Raw genomic sequence first — 19,518 nt, 5'->3', positions numbered from 1 at the left:
CGCGCCGTTATTCCAACGTCACCGGCTCGGTTGAGTCGTGGCTTCGCGCAGCGTCGTGAGCGTGTTTTCGCGCGTTTCGCCGATGCTGCCTTTCGTTTCCAGCAGCGCGGTCAACGCGCTGACCATGGTTTCGACCCGGAAACGTGCTTCGAAAGTGCGAGTTGCCTGAGCGCGCATGGCGGCGCGTGCGGTGTCGTCGAGCTCGAGCCAGCGCACGAGATTCTTTTCCGTACCGTCTACTGTGTCGGCAGCCACCATTCCCGCACCGTCCGCTTCGATCTCGCGCCACACGTTGACCTTGTCGGAGATCAGCGCCGGCAGTCCGCAGCCGAGCGCTTCGGCAACCGCTACGCCGAAGTTCTCCTGATGCGAGGGCAGAACGAACACGTCGCTTGCATGGAACGCGCCCCACTTGAGATCACCTTGCAGCATGCCCGGCAGGCTGAGGCGGTGCGCGATGCCGGCTGCCTGAGCCTGGGCGCGCAAGCTGGCCACCCAGCCGGTCTCGTCGGGACCCGCAATCATGAGATGCAGCGACGGGTCGCGGCCGGCGATACGCGCAAACGCATCGATCAGCAGATCACAGCCTTTCTTCGCGTGCACGCGGCCGAGAAACAGCACGATGCGTTTGCCGCGCAAGCCGGGCACGGCTTGCAGGAACGCTTCGCGCAGAGGCTCTATGTCGAGCGGCGGCACGGTCGCGCCGTACGGCACGATCCGCTCATGCGCCCGGTACAGCCAGAACGATTGACGGGCGCGCGCACGTTCTTCCTCCGTCGTAAAGATGACGGCGCGTGCATCGCGCAGTACCCGGTATTCGGCCCAAGGCCAGTACAACCACTTCTTCAGATGCTTGAGCGGGTAAGCCTGTTTGAACCAGGGGTCGAGCATGCCATGTACGTACACGTAGTAGGGCACGTCGCTTTGGCGCAGCGCTTTCCATGCCGCGAAGCCGTGGTACTGCCACAAGCCGTGCACGATGACCGCGTCGAAGCGCTTCGCGTTGGCGGCGAGCCACGGCGCGAGTGGCGCGCTGTAGCTATAGCGGCTGTTGACGGGGCCGAATGCGTGGACCGGAAACGGAAAGGACGCGAGGTAGGCGTCGCCGGGCGCATCGCAGGTGGCCACTTCGATTTCGTGCCCGGCGTCCTGCATCGCCGCGCCGCTGCGGCGAACGCCTTCAACCGGGCCGCCCGCGCGGGGATCGACGCTTGCAAGCAAATGGAGAATTTTCATCGGACGATATTCGGTCGATTGGCGTTTTGCGTCGACGTGGGGCGCGACACGAGGGCGCCGAACTGGCCGGAGCCGGGTGCGGTGCTTGCCGCGTGCGAGATGCCGAGGGTCGTCGCGAGATCCGCGCGACCCATGCCGGGCTGGATTCTGCCCGGCAATTCAGGCATGGCGGCTGGGTGCAAATGCGGGGGCGTAGGCGGGCGTTTCATCCGCGCTGGCAGTGCGCGCTGCAATCGCGCGTGCGTGGCGATCATCAGGCCGAGGGCAACGCCGAATATCAGTCCGGAGAAACGCGGCCCGAGCGGATTGCCACCGATCGACGTAGCCGGCAGCGCGGCGAACAGCATGATGGCGCGGCCTAACACCGGAAGCATGGGCGCGTCGGGAACCACCACGCGCCAGTAGCGGTACGAGAAAAAGCAGATTGCCAGCGCGGCCAGGGTCGCCAAAGGCATGGCGATGCCGAACAGCAGTCCGCCCGCGAAGAGCTGATAGACCCAGAAATTATGACCCGCCGGCCATTCGTTGATCGCGTAGAAGTCTTTCTCGCTGATCTGGCCGGCAAGGTCCGGCAGGTAAACGGGGGAATAGCGGTAGTAGTGCCCGTAGCCTTCGCCGAACAGCAGCGTTTCCGGCGACGCCGTCACCTGGTCGTACTGATCGCGCATCTCGGCGAGACGGGTGATCGTGGTGGGATCCTTGCCGGTGACGGTTTCCTCGGACGCGAAAATGCGCTGCGTCCAGTGTTCGGTGACGGTCGGGAAAGTGACTGCCACGATGCCGACCACGCCGGCCAGTACCGCGCCGGTCATTACGCTGCGGGCAGCCGTGCGCCAGACAAGCTGGATCGACGGTGCGCTCAGTGCCATCGCGAACAGGAACAGGAAGACCGTGCCGATCATCAAACTGCGCGTCACGCTCAGCAACTCGACGATCACGCTGACCGCGAACACCGCGATGGTGAAAAACGAAAAGCGTCTGGCGACGACGAATTCGTGCAGTAGCACTGCTTGTAGCCCCAGCAACGTCACGGAGATGATACGAAAGCGCGCATCTTCGAGGTCGCCGCTCGTGGCGAGGCCATAGGCGAAGGTGAACAGGAGACAGATCACGTTGGAGACGAACAGGGCTTTCTCGAACTGCGAGATTCTGTATTCGCTCCACGGACGGCAGGCCACGAGGTAGCCCAGCAGAAACAGCACGAACGGCAGGAGCACGCGCAGATAGTTGCCGGTGTCGTTATCCTGAACAAACTGGGCGACGATGCTGCCGAGCACGCACAGCAGCACGCTGAAGGTGATCACCGAGCGCAGCCGCGAGCCGTTGTGAAAGCGCGGCGCGATCAGCGCGAGAGCGAGCCCCGCGGCGATCACGGGGATGACGAATACGAACTGGATAAAGTGGCCTACGTTGGCGTCGGGCGCTTTATAGTCCAGTGCAAGCGGTAACAGAAATAACCATATCCAGAGCGTCGCATACTGATGGCGCATTGCTGATTCCTCCCCGTGCTGTCGATCCGCCGTTGGTCTATAGCGGACGGTCTCGCATCGGGTCATTGTGCGGGAATATCCCCATGTGGCCGTTCCACCTGGCCAGTTTCGTCGCCCATTGCCTGGGTTCTGGCGACAGTGGCAAGGGCGGTCCCTGCAAGACGCGCGCACACTTGTCGATGTTGTCGGCCAATGCCTTGATGTTGGCGCGCGCGCACGCGTGCCGCCACCGAAGATGCAAAAAGGAACACGCGCCCAAGAATGGCGACAGGGGAGAACAACATGAAATTATTCGGCGGGGCGAAATCCGTAACAGCTGGGCGGGCCATCGAGCTGGATTTCGTGCGCGGCATCGCCATTATCATGGTGATGGGCTTTCACTTTCATGTCGTTCAGACCGGCAACATCCTGATTGAGATCATCGAGTACCCCCTGAAGAATTTCGGGCGGGAAGGCGTCAACCTGTTCTTTACGCTGAGCGGATTTCTGGTTGGCGGCCTGCTGCTTCGACAGTACGCCGAAACAGGTAACGTCGACGCGAAGCGCTTTATCGTCCGGCGGATTTTCCGCATCTGGCCTGCGTATTACGTGCTGATCGCGTTTCATGTGCTGGCCGGGCGGCATCCGTGGAATACGTTTCTGGTGCAGAACCTGACCCACCTGCAGAACTATCTGGGCACCTCGATTACCCAGACCTGGAGCCTCGCGGTCGAAGAACACTTTTATCTCGTCCTGCCGGCGCTGCTGTTGCTGTTCGCGCGCTGGCGCCTTGGCGCATGGACGATTGTCGGCGTGCTCACCGGAATCTGCGCGGTGGTGTTCACCGCGCGCTGCTTCGCGGTGGCGAGCGGCAACCTGGAAGGGGCATTCGCGTACACGCAATATCGCATCGACAGTTTGCTGGTCGGCGTGATTCTGTCCGCGATCTACTGGATGAAACCGGGCGTCTATCATCAGATCGCAAAGCGCAAATGGCTGCTGGTCGCCAGCATCGTGATTCTGTGTGCGTGGCTCGCCCTTGCGACGAAACACATCGCGCTCGACGAAAGCATCGGCTATACGATTCAGGCGCTCGGTTTTGCCGCGCTGATCGTGTTCGTGCTGGAGTATTCGGGATCGTTCAAGACGTCGTGGGTGTATCGCGGGATTGCCTGGATCGGCCTCTATTCGTATGGCATTTACCTGTGGCATTCGCTTGCGCTCGCTCCGGGCGACATGCTGATTCGGAAAGCGACTGCCATGGGTCTCGCGCCGAGCGTAATCTGGATCGTGGCGCTTACCGCGCAGTTCGCTTTCGCGATTGCGATTGGCTATGTGACCACGCGCGCGATCGAGTATCCGTTCCTGCTGATGCGCAACGCGCTGTTCCCGGCGAAGCGCAACAGCTCGGTGCGCGAGGAAGTGCCTGTTGCCGGCGGCCAGTTGTCCTGAGTACGTTCAAATCAGGCCATCTGCTGAAGCAAGGTCTGCTTGAATTGCCCGAGCGTATGCCGTGACAGCAGGTCTTCGCGTGCCGCCGGAACGGCCTCGGGCTCGTGCGGCCACGAGGTCATGGTCTCGGTGATCGCCTTGCCGATCGAGGCGGAGCTCAGGTCCTTCAGAATCGGTCCCAGTTCGCAGCGCCGGCTGAACCAGCCGATCAGTCCATCTTCCGTTGCAATCACGGGCTTGCCGAAGCGGTACGCCTGCACGAGCACGCCGCTCATGCCGTAGTGCCCCTTGTAGCCTAGCCAGACCGCGTCGCAGGCGGAGAACAGATCGCGCTCGACGTCGCTCGCAATGAACGAGTCGAGTACCAGCGGCGCGGGCGTGAGGTTGCGCACATGATTGCGCATGAAATGGCGAGTGCCCGCATCCTGCTCGCCCGCGACGATCAGCGTGGGCGCATGCTCCAGACGCGTCAACGCGTGGACCAGTTCGTAGATGCCCTTGCGTTCGGTGATCGAGCCGTACACCAGCAGATAACGCTGCGCGGGGTCCAGTCCGAGCCGCTCACGGGCCAACACTGGATTTTCCGCATGCTCGTCCGGAAACGGGTCCGCGACATAGGCGACGGCCGCGCTGTTTTTCGAGGCGTTGTGCGCGGACCATTCCGGCAGAGTCGGGTCGATCGTCAGCAGTGTGCGCAGCCCGACGGAGCGGATTGCACGCTTGAAAAGCAGCGCTTTGACCGCATTCACAATCGGTCGGTCGGGCGACTTGATGCCGACCTTGTGATGATGGAAGGTCGAGCGCATCGTGATGCCGATCCAGGGTGTCTTGCGAAAAGGCGAACCGAGAAACGGCAACGCGTAGAAGAAGTAATCGACATAAGGCACAACCACCAGCCTGATCGGCTGCGCGTGGCTGACGATGCGATGCACGCGCTTGAAATAGCGGTGAAAGCGTGAATACTGGTTCGACTGGCGCAACAGCCCGCGGGGCCGCTCCTCGGGGTCGACGAAGGCGATCTGCAGATCCGCGCGGTTCGCGGCGACGATCTGTCTGGCGAGCCGATGGTCTTCGTTGGCGGATTCCGTTGCGAGGATGCAGGGATAGCCGGCTTCCGTGCAGGCCTGCATGGTCCATTCGACATAACGCCAGCGGTGGCCGGTGAGGTTGGGTTCCACAATCAGGACGTAGTCTTGTTCCATCGATGCAGTGGTCTTCAGTGGTCGAATGCGTTGTGGAAAAGCACCCTTGCGCCGGCTGTCTGAGGCGCTAGCTGAACAACGTTAGCATCGGCGGCGTCAGTGAATCCGTCTATTTGACCCGTTCTGTGGGTAAACGTACTAGAGCGCAATGGCTTCGGCTGAACTGACCTAGCTGATGGCGGTTGTTGCCGATTGTCTCGCTGTAAGGTCGTATATGGGATTCGATGAAAAAACTCGCCAGCTTGCTGGTGCAATCTAACAATTTATGCGCCGGCGGCGTTTCGCAGCGATGCATTGAATCGCTGCTTATGGCCGAGTCAACGGCGCTCCGATTCGACGGAGAAACAGCTTGCGGGCGATCAGGCTTCCGGCGCTCTCGATAGCGGCCAGCTTCGGCGCGAGCGCGGCGACATGGGTGCTATTGCAGCAGTTCGCCGTGCGTGGACTCGTAGCCATCAAATTTCTTGCGATTGGCCGGATGCTCGGGCCGGCGGCGATCGGCAGCGTGAGCGTGGCCTTGCTCGCGGTGGCGATTGCCGAGGCGTTGTCGGACACGGGTCTCGCGCAGGCGGTCATTCAAGGCGAACATCCACCGTCGCGTTCGCAACTCGGCGCGGTGTGGACCACGCTGACCGCGCGCGGCGTGCTCATCTCGCTGCTGCTGGTCGCGCTTGCACCATTGCTGAGCAGTCAGTTTCATCTGAACGGTTCACTGGTGCTGATTCAGCTTGCCGCGTTGCTGCCTCTGTTACGCGGTCTCGCATCGCCCACTTACTACCTCGTGCAGCGCGAGCGGCGCTTCCAGCATATTGCCGGCGTCGAGGTCGGGGCGGCATTTGTCGATTGTTCGGTGGGACTGGGCCTCGCGTATTTCGGTGCCGGTGCGGCCTCGGTGCTGCTTGGCCTCGTGGCCGGCGAGAGCCTGAAAAGCATCCTGACCTGGGCGACGATGAAACCGCGTCCGCCGATGCGCGCCGTGTGGTCGGGCATTGGTCACTACGTCGGCTTCAGTCGCTGGATCTGGGCGAGCAGTGTGATCAACCTGCTGCTCAACCAGTTCGACAAGGTCGTGGTCGGCAAACTGCTCGGCCCGGCGCAACTGGGTGGCTATCAGATGTCGTCGCGACTCGCGCAGATGCTGCTCGCCGACGCCGCGATCGCCATGTCGCAATACCTCTTTCCCACCTTCGCGGCACGTCATCGCCGGAGTCCGCAGGCCGCATCGCGGCTGATCAAGATTTATCTGCTCGTGATCGCGATCGGGCTGGCGGGGTTCGTCGCGGTGCTGAGGCTGATCGCCGAGCCGCTCTTCTCGCTGATTCTCGGCGCGGCCTGGTTGCCTGCGGTGCCGCTGTTCAGAATTCTGGTGATCAATATGGCGATCGGCGCGTTGATTGCCGTGCTGGTCGCTTATCTGCGCGCGGTGGGTGACGCGAAGGCGACGGTGCATGCGTCGCTGATTCAGGTTGTCGTGCTGCTGGCGAGCGTGCCTGCGGCGGTTCATTGGTGGGGCGTGACGGGTATTGCCTGGTCCATGACCCTTGGCCTTGGCTGCGCCGCGGCGTGGATGCTGTTCAGAACGTTGACTGCAAGGACTTCATGATGCGCGTCTTACATCTGGTTCTGGCGCCGCGTTTGTCGGGCGCCGAAGTCCTCGCCAAGGATCTCGCTATCGATCAAAGCGTCGAAGGCATGGCCGTGTGTGTCGCCTCGCTGTTGCCCGTGCACGCCGAATTCCTGCCCTTGCAGGACGAACTGCAGCGGCACGGCGTGCAGTGCTGGTTTCCGTCGCGGCGCAGGCGCCTCGCCGGCAAACTGTCGAATCTTTTCTTCACGGTACGGCGATTTCAACCGGACGTGATTTTCGCGCACGCCACGATTCCTTCGTTTTATGCGCGCGCGTTGCCAATACGGGTGCCGGTCGTCTACGTCATGCATTCGGCCGCCAACGATTTCGAGCGGCCGCTGTTCCGGCGCGTCGAGCACATCCTGTCCGGACGTGCCCGGGTCGTGATCAGCGTATCGCAACAAGGCATGACCGATTACGTGCAGGCCATCGGACCGCATCCTTCGATGACCGTGGTGCCCAACGGGGTCGACCTCGGCCGCTTCACGTTCACCGACGGTGCCGGATATAGTGGCCGGGCGCCCCAGGTCGTGCAGATCGGGCGATATGCGTCGGTGAAGAATCAGCTTCTGACGGTGCGTGCCTTCGGCCAGGTGCTCGAGCAGGTGACGGACGCGCGCCTCGTGCTGTACGGCGTGGTCGAAGATCCGGCTTACCAGCGCACCGTCATTGGCCTCGTGCAGGAGTTGGGGATCGCGCACCGCGTCGTGGTGGCGGGTCCGCGCACCGATGTGGCGAGCGTGCTGTCGGAGTCGAACGTGTTTGTCATGCCCTCGCGCTCCGAGGCGCACAGCGTGGCGTTTCTTGAAGCGTTGGCTTCCGGTATCCCGATCGTCGCGAGCAGGATTCCGTCGTTTTCCTTCGCGAACGGCTTTCCCGGTGTGCAGTTAGTCGATACGGACGATGTGCCGTGCTATGCGGATGCCGTGGTCGCGGCGCTGGGGCAGGCGCGGGCGCAACGCTCGCTTGCCGGTCTGACGCTTAGCGATACGGCGGCTCGCTATCGGGCGATTGCGCATCAGGTCAGTAGCCATCTCGCCGTGCCGGCCCGTTAGTTCTTCGGCTGGACCTTGCCTGTTGCTTGCGCCGGGACACCTGACGTTCAATGGTGACTGATCGAGAGGCCGCGTTCGTCGAGCGTCGTCTCGGGTGCGGGCGTCGACGGCCACGCGCTCGCCAGTTCGGACTCGCGCATCGCGAGGGTCAGCAGGCGCTGGGCTTCCTTGCTGCTCGAATCGACCTGCAGCGCATCGCCGGCTTTGTGCCAGACGCACGCCCATCGTGCGACATAGCCGCAACCTCGCGCCACGCTCAAAAGAGCGTCCCGCTCTTGTTCACGCGCGGTCACGGTGTCGCGCATGCGCAGTGCGTCGGGGTTGTCCGGCTGGGCCGCGATGGCTGCCTCCAGGCGCGCTTTCGTCGCCGACAGATTGTTCTGCTGCAGATTGGCGCGGGCGGACCTGATCTGCTTCGAGGCGTCTACGCCAGCTTTGACGGGCGGGTTGTAGGTCTGGCCGCCCGGGTTGTGCTTCGCCTCGGCCGATGCCGTAATCATGCGCCGCGGAGCCGGCGGCGGCGCAACCGGTGCCGGGACAGGAAGCGATCGCACGGGCACGGGCTTCACGGGCCGTTGAGCAACGAAGACCGGCGCGGACCCCTGAGCGAGGGCAAGCGGCGGTTTCACGTTCTGGGTCTTCACTTTGCCGGACACCGCGATAGGGGTGCCGTCGTCCGAGTCGTTGCTGTGAATGAAGCCCAGGTACACGGCGGACGCGACAACCAGCATCGAGACGCCGAGCACGACGGGCTGGCGCAGTCTGTGCACGACGGGGGCGGCGACCGGTGTCTCGCTGGTGACGGAATACGGATCGGTTAACTCTCGCGAAGTCGGGCGCCAGATTCGCGGCGTCATCAGCCGGGTCACTAGCATCGGCTGGGTATCGCCCAGCGGCATTTTCAAGGGGGGAGGCGGCGGTCGGCGCGTGCCGGGCGAATCGACTGGACGCGCGCCGCACTCGGTGCACGGCGTAAAGCGACCGGCTAGCGACGCACCGCAGTGCTCGCATTGGGGGTAATCATGCTGATCGGAAGTAAAGTCGCTAAGCATTGCCGTTTCGCAAACGGGCGTCGAATGCCGGCGCCACAATCAGGAAGAACCAGGCACGGCAGCGAGGCCTGCAATCGGGATTACTGTGCGACGACGTAACCCCGCGCTTGCATGCACGCGCCATACGCGGCCCAATACTGTGTCATTGGCGGCTCAGGCGCCGGCAGCGGCGGCAGCTTCACGCCGGATGCCGCGGCCGTTTGTGCCGCGCCGGCTGCTGCCGTCCCCGAGGCGCCGTTATCCGCGCTGGTTGCCGATGCCGGCGTGGCGGCCGCGGTCGAACTTGCTGTCTTTGTCGCTGCAGCGGTCGTTGCCGTGCTCACGCCGGCTCCGCTTGCGGCTGGTGCGGCTGCGGCTGCGGGCATGCTGGCGCCAGGCGGGGTCGCTGAAAAACTGCTGGAGGGCAAGGGTGGCCGTGAAGGGGCACCCGTCGACGACGTTTTGGTTGCCGCAGGTTTGCGCGGTGGAAGCTGCGATTCGTGCGCGATGTTGATCTTGGTCTGCTTGTTGGCAGTGGCGTAGCACATCGCGGTGTCGATGCTGCGCTGATAAGCGCTTTGACTTCGGATGGGATAGATGAGCGGCTGCCATGCGAAAGCAGCACTGCTAAGCACCGATAGCGTCAATGCCGTATATGTTCTGATTCTCATCGCAGTCGCTCCCGCAGCGATGTTTCGCCGTTCGCCGGCAATCGCGCTTCGCGGTATGTTCTCGTGGCTGCTGATTTTGCCGCTGAACGGCGGCTCACTGCCGCGAAGGCTGCTTTCTTGAGCCTAACACCGGGCACTGTCGACACAAGGCGCCTTATAGCGTACGAAAACGCCATCCTGCAGTCGAATCAAGACACTCCGGCGTGAAAGGGCGGCAAACGCGGCGAAAATCCAGGGGAATTCCCTGGACGCCGCGTGCCGCCACGCTGACTGAGTGACCCGGTTGTCAGATCGCCTTTCTCACCGGTTGGAAATCCACCTGGTCAGCCGCGTTGCGATATTCCGCCAGCCATTTGTCGTGTTTCGTCGCAGCAGCCAAGACGTTGCGCTCCTTGACGTGGCCGAAACCGCGAATCTCGTCGGGGAGATTGGCAAGCCGCATCGCGACGTCCAGACGGTTGTTGTCCAGCGTGCGACAGAACTCGTCGATCAACGCGATGTACTGGTCGATCAGGGCGCGTTCACCGCGCCGCTCGGCGGTCTTGCCGAACACGTCGAACGCACCGCCGCGCAGGAATTTGAGCTTCGCGAGCACGCGGAACATCGGGAGTGTCCATTGCCCGAAGCGTTGCTTTTTCAGGTGACCGTGTTCGTCGCGTTTCGCCAGCAAGGGCGGTGCGAGGTAAAAGCCGAGCTTGTAGTCGCGGCCGGGTTCGCCTTCGAACTGTGCCCGCAGTTTGTCGAAGTACGCCGGGTCGGCATAGAGACGCGCAACCTCGTATTCGTCCTTGTAGGTCATCAGCTTGGCCAGATTGCGCGCGACCACTGGCGTGAGGCGTAGCTTCGCACCCGCGGCGAGCGCGGTTTCCTTGGCTCGCATCCGGTCGACTACCGTTCGATAGCGCGCGGCATACTGCTCATTCTGATAGAGGCCCAGCAGTTCGACGTTACGCTCGATGAGCCGTTCAAGCGACTCCGGCATCTGCACAACGATTGCCTGTTGCTGATTGGTACGCGGCGCGAATGCATCGGCCGCTGCTTCGCCATGCTGCGCGACAAAGCGGCCCCATTCGAACGCGAGGCGATTCTTGTCGACCGCCACGCCGTTCAGTTCGATGGCGCGGTCGAGGCTTTCGTAGCTGACCGGCAACCAACCGCGTTGCCATGCGAAACCCAGCAGCAGCGGATTCGCGTACAACGTGTCGCCAAGCAACGCGAGCGCGAGGCGATTGGCGTCGATAAAGTCGCAGTCCTCGCCGATGCTGTCGCGCAGGTCGCCCTGGATCTGATCGCCGGGAAAGGCCCACTGCGGATCGCGCACGAATTGCGCGGTCGGTGTCGCGCCGCTATTGATCGCCGCCTTGGTGACACCGCGTTGCGTGCGCGCCAGCACTTCGGCGGACGCTGACACGATCGCGTCGCAGCCCAGAATCAGGCGCGCTTCACCGGTCGCGATGCGGGTTGCGTGCAACTCGTGCGGCGTTGCTGCGATCTGCACGTGGCTTAGTACAGCGCCGCCTTTTTGCGCGAGGCCCGCCATGTCGAGCACGCTCACGCCTTTGTTCTCGAGATGCGCGGCCATGCCGAGCAGGCCGCCGATCGTCACGACACCGGTGCCGCCGACACCCGTTACGAGCACGCCATAAGGTTTTGCAAGACCTGCGATCTCTGGGCGCGGCAGTGCGGTGAAGTCCGGAAGCGCGGTCCCACTGGCCGTCTTCGCCGGCTTCTTCAATTGCGCGCCTTCAGCGGTGACGAAGCTCGGGCAAAAGCCGTTCACGCACGAGAAGTCTTTGTTGCACGACGATTGATTGATCTTGCGCTTGGTGCCTTGCGGCGTTTGCAGCGGTTCGACAGACAGGCAATTCGATTTCACCGAGCAGTCGCCGCAGCCTTCGCAGACGGCGTCGTTAATGAACGCCCGCCTGGCCGGATCCGGATAGGTGCCGCGCTTGCGGCGCCGGCGCTTTTCGGTCGCACAGGTCTGGTCGTAGATCAGGATCGTGGTGCCTGCGACCTCGCGCAACTCGCGTTGCAGACGATCGAGCTCGTCGCGGTGATACACCTTCACGCCTTCCGGCAAGCGTACGCCCGTAGCGTATTTTTCGGGTTGGTCGGTGACGACGAGCACCTGCTTCGCACCTTCGGTCGTTACCTGGAACGCGATCTGAGGCACCGTCAGCACGCCGTCGATGGGCTGGCCGCCGGTCATCGCGACCGCATCGTTATAAAGAATCTTGTAGGTGATATTCGCACCGGCCGCGATCGAGGCGCGGATCGCCAGCAAACCCGAGTGAAAGTAAGTACCGTCGCCCAGGTTCGCGAACACGTGACGTTCGTTTGTGAAGTGCATCTGGCCGGTCCACGCGACACCTTCGCCGCCCATCTGGCTGAAGGTTTCCGTGTTGCGGTCCATCCAAATGGTCATGTAGTGACAGCCGATGCCGGCCAGCGCGCGTGAGCCTTCGGGGACGCGCGTCGACGTATTGTGCGGGCACCCCGAGCAGAACCACGGTTGCCGTTCGGTGACGGTGCGCGGCGTGGCGGCGTCGCGTTCCTTCGCTTCGATGATGGCGATGCGTGCTTCGATCCGGGCGCGTACGTCCTCAGGCAAATCGGCTTTCGCGAGACGCCGCGCGATCGCCTTCGCGATCAGCGCCGGCGACAGTTCGTATTGCATCGGCAACAGCGCCTGGCCGCGCGGGACCGACCACTCGCCGCCTGCATCGTCGCGTTGATCGAACTTGCCGAATACCTTCGGGCGCACGTCGTCGCGCCAGTTGTAAAGCTCTTCCTTTAGCGCGTATTCGAGTATCTGGCGTTTCTCTTCGACCACCAGAATTTCGTCGAGTCCCGTTGCAAAATCGCGCGCGTTCTGCGCATCGAGCGGCCACACGCAACCGACCTTGAGCACGCGAATGCCGATCCGTGCGCAGGTATCGTCGTCGAGCGACAGGTCCGCCAGCGCCTGGCGCACGTCGAGGTAGGCTTTGCCCGCGGTCATGATGCCCAGACGCGGCGTCGGGCTGTCGATCACCACGCGATTCAGTTTGTTCGCGCGCACATAGGCGAGCGCCGCATACCACTTGTGGTTGAGCAGACGCGCTTCCTGCGCGAGCGGCGGATCGGGCCAGCGGATGTTCAAGCCGCCGTCGGGCATTTCGAAGTCATCCGGCAACACGATCTGCAAACGGTCCGGGTCGATGTCGATCGACGCGCTGGCCTCCACGACGTCCGTCACGCATTTCATCGCAACCCATAGACCGGAATAGCGGCTCATGGCCCAGCCGTGCAGGCCATAGTCGAGATATTCCTGCACGCTCGCCGGATAGAGCACCGGAATGCCGCTCGCGACGAACATATGTTCGGACTGGTGCGCAACAGTCGACGACTTCGCCGCGTGATCGTCGCCCGCCAGCACCAGCACGCCGCCATGCGGATCGGTGCCTGCCGAGTTGGCATGCTTGAAGACGTCGCCGGTGCGATCGACACCCGGTCCCTTGCCGTACCACATGCCGAATACGCCATCGACTTTCGCGTCGGGCCACAGATTGAGTTGCTGCGTGCCCCACACTGCGGTGGCGGCGAGATCCTCGTTAACCCCAGGCTGGAACACGACGTCGTGTTCCTTCAGATGCTTCTTCGCTTTCCACAGTGCCTGGTCGAACGCCCCGAGCGGCGAGCCGCGATAGCCCGATACGTAACCCGCCGTGTTCAGTCCCGCGCGACGGTCCCGTTCTTTCTGCAGCATCGGCAAGCGGACCAGCGCCTGGGTGCCGCTCATGTAAACGCGGCCTTTCTCAAGCGTGTATTTATCGTCGAGTGAAACGGCGGCAAGTGCGTCCTGCAGCGGGGGCGATAGGGGGGCGTTCATGGGCGGCGTCTCCAGTAGCTTTATTGTCCTGGCGAGTATAGGAAGCCGAATTCCCATCGTAAAATCACAAATACCGAACCCTGCTATGCGAAAAACACATGTCAAAAGACGTCACGTTGCGGCAGATGCGTTACTTCGTTGCGGCCGCGCAAAACGGGCAGTTTTCGATGGCGGCGGCGACCGAACACGTGTCGCAATCCGCGATTACCAATGCGGTACTTGCGCTGGAGGAGACGCTGGGAACCCGGCTTTTCGAACGCCTTCCACAGGGTGTCGCGCTGACGCCGGATGGGCAGGACTTTCTCAATCACGCGCGTCACATCCTCGATTCGGTGCGCGACGCGATCTACAAGGCGCCGTTTCGCTCACACGACCTTAAGGGCACGGTGCGCATTGCTGCCTCGTACACCTTGCTCGGTTATTTTCTGCCGGAACTGTTGGGGCGGTTTCGCGCGACCTATCCCCACGTCGAGCTGGATCTGCGCGATGCCGATCGTCCCGAGATCGAGCAGGCCGTACTCGACGGCGACATCGATCTGGGCGTGGCGTTGCTGTCGAACGTGGATCATCTCAAACGGTTTCAGCATCACGTGCTGATTCGTTCACGGCGTCAGTTGTGGACGGCGCCGACGCATCCGCTGGCACAGGTGAACTCGCCGTCGCTCGCGGACATTGCGGCGTATCCGTATATCCTCATTACCGTCGACGAGAGCGAACGAGCGACGCTGCGTTACTGGAAAGAAAACGGCGTCGAGCCGAATATCGCATTTCGCACGAGTTCAATGGAGGCGTTGCGCGGACTGGTCGCGCATGGCTTCGGCGTGACGATCCTGTCGGACATGGTGTTTCGGCCCTGGTCGCTGGAAGGCAAGCGGATCGATGCCCGGCCAATTCTCAATGCGATCCCGCAGATGGATGCGGGGATGTTGTGGCGCAAGGGCGCGACGCTGGATGCGCCGGCTTTGGCGTTCCAGCAGTTTCTGATTCATGCGTGCGGCAGCTAGATATCGGCGCATTAGTTCTGAGTGGCCACATCGGTAGCGTCGGCCAGTAGCAGCGGGTGCCGGGACAGGAGGCGATCGCTCGGGCGCCGGATCGTGTGTGTGAGAGCGCACTTAACTTTGGCGGGGAACGGCGCTTACTGGGCGCGTTAGTACTGTCTGAGGTAACGCGCATGCCATTCAGTAATCCAACCCTGACGCGAGACGTTAACCGCTACCAGCGCTTAGAACAATGAAACCTGTCATTTTCAATGGGCATTTTGGCTGGCTGCATCCGGCCGACGGTAACAAGGGTGTGGTGCTTTGTAACCCCTTCGGGCACGAGGCAATGTGGCTGCATCAAGCGCTGCGCGAACTCGCGCAGCGTCTGGCCGCACGCGGCGTTCCGGTTTTGCGTTTCGATTATCGGGGGACAGGCGATTCCATTGATGGCGAAGGTCTGGTGTGTCCCACCGATTGGGCGGACGAAGTTATCGAGGCAATCGACTATTTGAGGAGCATCACCGGCATAGAGCGGGTTTCCCTCGCGGGGTTTCGCTTGGGCGCAACGGTCGCTGCATGGGCGGCGCGCAAGCGCGAAATCGAATCGATCGCCATGCTCGCACCGGTTCGGTCGACGCGTCTTTTTTGGCGCGAAATGAACATCCTGAATCAGACCTGGAAACAGACCGCAGGTGTTGGCGCAGACCATGAGCAGACGCAGCCTGGGGCGCGGGACATCCTGGGCCATAGGGTCAGTGCGCAGGCGCTTGAAACAATCGGCGACCTCGACCTGTGCAACGAGCCACAGGTACCCGCGCAGCGGATCCTGATCGCTCACAGCGGCCAGCGCGACGGCAGTCACCAGCTCACTGCCCACTATGAACGCAACGGCGCCTGCGTGGAGTCTGTAGCCTTCGAGAACTACACACAGGTACTCCAGACCGCATGGCTGACCGAGCTCCCGGAATTACTGCTGAACAGGGTGGCGGACTGGCTGTCGGAGGGAGGGGAGCGGTGCGTCCGGGCGCCGGCAGTGTCGGTTGACGCGAGCCCGGTTCTCGTCAGCACGTCCGCCATGGAATACCCGGTGCACGTGGCGGGCGGGCGTGTTTTTTGCATCCTGTGTGAACCTGCCATGCGGCGCACGGCGCGTGAGCACACGCCAGTGCTTCTAATCGCCAATACGGCCGCCACGCATCACGTCGGCGACGGACGTTTTGGTGTCGAGCTCGGACGGGAACTCGCGAAGCGCGGTTTCGCGTCGCTGCGAATCGACGCCGAAGGGCTTGGCGACAGTTGTTCTGCGGCACGCACCGGCGGTCCTGGCCAAACGGTCCTCGATGCGATGGGGGGGGATCTGTCCCGCGCGGCGGATTGGCTTGCCGGACGCGGTTACCGTGACGTCGTAGTGTTCGGCATCTGCGCGGGGGCATACGCGGCGCTGCAGGCGACGAGACTGCACCGCTCGGTGCGTGGACTCATTATGGTCAATCCGGTCGCCTTTGTCCTGCCGGACGGATGTACGATGCAAGGCGCGGCCGAGCGTAGGCCGGGGTCGCCGCGAGTCTATCTGCGCTCCATGATGCGCGCCGGGAAGTGGCTCGAGGTGATCCGCGGCCACGCGCGGCTTGGACCCGCCCTGCGCACGATGTGGCGACACGCAATTGCGTATGTACAGGACATGGTGGCGGCCTGGAGTGGCGAAGTGCTGTGCCCGGCGACGGAAAGCCACAAGGTCCGCAAACTGTTTCAGCGACTGGACGCGGACGGTGTTCACATTCGTCTGCTCTTTAGCCCGCGGGACCATAGCCTCGGCGAACTTCATATGCACTTTGGTGTGAATGGTCGCCGTTTGAAAAAGCTCTCGCGTGCGCATGCACTCATTGTTCGCAACATGGATCATGAGGTGCTGAGTCGAATTGCACGGGAAGATGTGATAGCCGTATGTGAGGAGCTGCTACGCGCAGTATTCCATAGCGCCGCCACAGACGACAAAGTCTCCCCTGTACCGAAAGCGGTCGGCGCCACAGTTGCATCGCGCCCAGCTCATGCCGGCATCGGCGCTGGAAAAAATAGAAGCGCGAGTCGCGGATCGGACGTCCCAGCAAGTTCTCCCCGGGCCAAAAACTCGGCATGACGCGACACAGTTCTGTCTAGCGCGGTTCAACCGCTTGCGCTTTGCTCCATTGCGTCACTTCGGACGCGTTGCTGTCGAGCCAGCTGGAAACGGGCACGACCTTGCCGTGACAAATCACGATGAGCGCCATAGCGACCGCGGCGAACGGCGTGGAGTCGTGCATCGAGAATTTCCCGACTGAAAAGGTGCGGACACGTGACTGAGCCATCAGGCTGCACGTCATGCCGGCGATAAGCGTGCCGAGCAGCCACCCGGTCACGACTTCGGCGGTTGAATGCAAGCCCATGAGGACCCGCGATACGCCGATCGCTAATGCGCAAGCGAGGCCGAAAAGATAAGCCAGCGCAATAGTGCGTGGTTTCGCCTGAGTCGCGCAGAGGCCAAAAGTCGTTGGATAGACCGCGCTGGCCAGCATGGAATGACCGCTGATGACCGCAAAGTTCAGCGCGGGTATTTCGACCCCCCAGGCTGCGTGGGCAATCCGGCTTGCTGCGACGGCCAATACTCCCACACTAAAACAGCACGTCCAGGCAAGCAATGGTCGCCACGCCCGCGTCGCTGCAAGCCACAGCATGACGACACCCGCGAGGAGCGACGTCAGGTAAGGATCGCCGAAGTTGGTGACATAAGATAGCAGCCGCACAGTAACTCCTTATGTCAGACAGATCATTTGTCTAGTTAGAAACTAATTGCGCGATTTGGTGCGACCTGGCGCAATGGCATTCCGCGCTATCCGGCGCTACGCAAGCGGGTAAATGCTGCGCTCAGCGGCCACACTACCCAGAGCGTTCGCGCCTGTCACACGCCGTTCAATTTTTTTCCATATAACATGGCTGCGTGACTCGCAACGCGCTGCACGCAACCCACAGGGACCGACCCGCTATGTCGACTCGCTCGGTGCGCCTGGTCATCATCGCAGCGCTGCCAACTGCATATCGCGATCTCCAGTGCGACCCCGGCGTTTCCTGTTGATTGGTTAGGAATGCGGTGATTCGCGCCCAGTTGGTCAGGCGCACGGCGCCAATAAGAGCGATAGTTTGGCGGATGGTGAGACGCATAATGGACAACCCTAAGTGGCGTGAAAAAGGTGTAATTCGTCTTATTTTATTAAAGCCTCCTACGGAGTCTGGAAGCTGCGTGTTTTGTCTGATAGTTAGCACCTGAGTTGGTGAAGTACAACTTACCCGACCAGTCGACAAGAATTGCTGTTGCGTGGAAATCGATTTTATTAACGGATCCGCATACGACAATTTCAACAATCCGCATACCAAATGGGGTGATAGTCCTGGCAGTCCTGGGTAAAGGATCATCAACAGGAAAAGGTTCCGATTTGGACAACCAATCTTATCGATCGTTAGTTTATGTGTCCCGTTCACCCGAGCGGAGTCTGTGCGACAAACTCGGACAACGTGGCTGGGAGGTTGCACCGCTGAGATCCGGTCGGGCGGCCAGGGCTTATCTCGCCGCGCACCATCCAACCGTAGGCGTGTTCGACTTCGCGAGCGGCTTCTCGTCACGCGAACTTGCCAGTTTCCAATCCTGCTTCGCCACGGGGGGGATAGGCTGGGTCGGCATCCTCGCCGTGCCTCAGCTAACGAACGAACTTCAGCGCAGTGTGATCCGGCGGTATTTCTCACGGTTTGTCACCGTTCCTTATGAGCTCGACAGCCTTGTCGATACCATTGGGCATGAGCATGGCATGATGGTACTCAGCACGGAACCAGATCCGCTCACGGTTGACAATGAAATGGTCGGTACCTGTCGTACGATGAAAGAGCTGTTTCGCGCCATAACCAAAGTTGCGAACAGCGACGCACCCGTGCTGATTTCCGGCGAGTCGGGCACGGGTAAGGAATTGACGGCCGTGGCCATCCACAAGCGTTCGGTGCGGCGCAATGGCCCCTTGGTAGCAATCAATTGCGGGGCGCTTCCCTATCATCTCGTGCAATCCGAGTTGTTCGGGTATGAACGCGGAGCCTTCACGGGTGCGTTCCAACGTAAAATTGGCCGCATCGAGGCTGCGCACGGCGGCACGCTGTTCCTCGACGAGATCAGTGATTTGCCGTTCGAAAGTCAGTCTATCGTGCTGCGTTTTCTGCAGGACAGGAAGATTCAGCGGCTCGGTAGTACGGAGTCCATCGATGTGGACGTGCGGATCATTTCCGCAACTAATGTCGCGCTCGAAAAGGCCGTCGCCGAGCAAACGTTTCGCGAAGATCTCTATCACCGGCTGTGTGTGCTGCGCATAGCGGAGCCACCGCTCAGGGAGCGTGGCGAGGACATCGAGGTACTCGCATATCACATACTGGAAAAATACCGCGCCGACGCCGCTCATCGGATCCGCGGATTCTCCGGTGAAGCGATTAAGGCGATGTACGCGCATAGCTGGCCCGGTAATGTTCGCGAACTCGTGAACCGCATCCGTCGTGCGATCGTGATGTCGGATAGGCGCGTGCTTGGCCCGGCCGAGCTGGAACTGGACTATCTGTTGAGCGAAGGCGACAACACGCTGACCCAGGTGCGCGAAGCCGCGGAACGAAATGCCATTGCAGCGGCCCTGCGTCGTCATCGCGGCCGGTCACTTCACGCAGCACGCGAGCTCGACATCTCGCGTGCGACACTCTACCGGCTAATGGCGAACCACGACGGCCGTGCGCATCGGGACGGCATTGCCGCTTCCACGCGATGCCCGGATGTCCCCGCCGCATGCGACGCGGAACAGGAAGCGTGGGAGGATCGCTACGCCAAAGTGGGCAACACCCGGCGCAAAGATTGAGCGCG

13 protein-coding genes are annotated in these 19,518 nt (G+C 61.9%); 6 read left to right on the top strand and 7 right to left on the bottom strand.

The window, feature by feature from the left end; translation table 11 throughout:
- Nucleotides 1-18: 18 nt before the first annotated feature.
- Complete coding sequence (locus M0D64_RS31695; protein ID WP_266239581.1) at nt 19-1,236, bottom strand: glycosyltransferase; 1,218 nt, start codon at nt 1,234-1,236, stop codon at nt 19-21.
- On the bottom strand, nt 1,233-2,726 hold the full coding sequence (locus M0D64_RS31690; protein ID WP_266260692.1) for an O-antigen ligase: 1,494 nt from the start codon (nt 2,724-2,726) through the stop codon (nt 1,233-1,235). The genes M0D64_RS31695 and M0D64_RS31690 overlap by 4 nt, the downstream gene beginning before the upstream one ends.
- 282 nt (nt 2,727-3,008) lie before the next feature.
- Here M0D64_RS31690 and M0D64_RS31685 point away from each other — a divergent pair, with 282 nt between their 5' ends.
- Entirely contained in the window at nt 3,009-4,157 is a 1,149-nt protein-coding gene (locus M0D64_RS31685) for an acyltransferase (RefSeq protein WP_266260691.1), read from the top strand.
- A gap of 11 nt (nt 4,158-4,168) precedes the next feature.
- Here M0D64_RS31685 and M0D64_RS31680 read toward each other — a convergent pair whose 3' ends face one another.
- Entirely contained in the window at nt 4,169-5,359 is a 1,191-nt protein-coding gene (locus tag M0D64_RS31680; RefSeq protein WP_266260690.1) for a glycosyltransferase, read from the bottom strand.
- Nucleotides 5,360-5,708: 349 nt separating this feature from the next.
- Between M0D64_RS31680 and M0D64_RS31675 the strand changes: the two genes are divergently transcribed.
- Both M0D64_RS31675 and M0D64_RS31670 read left to right on the top strand, forming a co-directional pair.
- Nucleotides 5,709-6,962 carry an oligosaccharide flippase family protein gene (locus M0D64_RS31675; RefSeq protein WP_266260689.1) on the top strand — a complete coding sequence of 418 codons (1,254 nt, stop codon included), beginning with the start codon at nt 5,709-5,711 and terminating at the stop codon, nt 6,960-6,962.
- On the top strand, nt 6,962-8,041 hold the full coding sequence (locus M0D64_RS31670; RefSeq protein ID WP_266260707.1) for a glycosyltransferase: 1,080 nt from the start codon (nt 6,962-6,964) through the stop codon (nt 8,039-8,041). Before M0D64_RS31675 ends, M0D64_RS31670 begins: the two co-directional genes overlap by 1 nt.
- A gap of 47 nt (nt 8,042-8,088) precedes the next feature.
- Here M0D64_RS31670 and M0D64_RS31665 read toward each other — a convergent pair whose 3' ends face one another.
- From M0D64_RS31665 to M0D64_RS31655, 3 genes are all read right to left on the bottom strand, one after another.
- A complete protein-coding gene (locus M0D64_RS31665; RefSeq protein WP_266260705.1) occupies nt 8,089-8,940 on the bottom strand; it encodes a hypothetical protein in 852 nt (283 codons plus the stop codon).
- 233 nt (nt 8,941-9,173) lie between these two features.
- Nucleotides 9,174-9,743: a hypothetical protein gene (locus M0D64_RS31660; RefSeq protein ID WP_266260688.1), complete on the bottom strand. Its 570-nt coding sequence runs from the start codon at nt 9,741-9,743 to the stop codon at nt 9,174-9,176.
- Between the two features lie 286 nt (nt 9,744-10,029).
- Entirely contained in the window at nt 10,030-13,617 is a 3,588-nt protein-coding gene (locus tag M0D64_RS31655) for an indolepyruvate ferredoxin oxidoreductase family protein (RefSeq protein ID WP_266260687.1), read from the bottom strand.
- A gap of 98 nt (nt 13,618-13,715) precedes the next feature.
- On the opposite strand from M0D64_RS31655, the gene M0D64_RS31650 reads away from it, so the two are divergent.
- Together M0D64_RS31650 and M0D64_RS31645 are read left to right on the top strand one after the other, a co-directional pair.
- Nucleotides 13,716-14,621, top strand: a complete 906-nt coding sequence (locus M0D64_RS31650) for a LysR family transcriptional regulator (protein WP_154559499.1) — start codon at nt 13,716-13,718, stop codon at nt 14,619-14,621.
- A 229-nt stretch (nt 14,622-14,850) separates the two neighbouring features.
- A complete protein-coding gene (locus tag M0D64_RS31645; protein WP_266260686.1) occupies nt 14,851-16,737 on the top strand; it encodes an alpha/beta fold hydrolase in 1,887 nt (628 codons plus the stop codon).
- A 16-nt stretch (nt 16,738-16,753) separates the two neighbouring features.
- Here M0D64_RS31645 and M0D64_RS31640 read toward each other — a convergent pair whose 3' ends face one another.
- A complete protein-coding gene (locus M0D64_RS31640) occupies nt 16,754-17,275 on the bottom strand; it encodes a phosphatase PAP2 family protein (protein WP_266260685.1) in 522 nt (173 codons plus the stop codon).
- Between the two features lie 630 nt (nt 17,276-17,905).
- Between M0D64_RS31640 and M0D64_RS31635 the strand changes: the two genes are divergently transcribed.
- On the top strand, nt 17,906-19,513 hold the full coding sequence (locus M0D64_RS31635; RefSeq protein ID WP_266260704.1) for a sigma-54 dependent transcriptional regulator: 1,608 nt from the start codon (nt 17,906-17,908) through the stop codon (nt 19,511-19,513).
- Nucleotides 19,514-19,518: the final 5 nt, after the last annotated feature.

The sequence above is a fragment of the Paraburkholderia sp. WS6 genome (genome assembly GCF_030464835.1).
GTDB lineage: Bacteria > Pseudomonadota > Gammaproteobacteria > Burkholderiales > Burkholderiaceae > Paraburkholderia > Paraburkholderia madseniana.
Note: the sequence above shows the minus strand (reverse complement) of the source record. Positions and strands in the feature narration are given on the sequence as shown.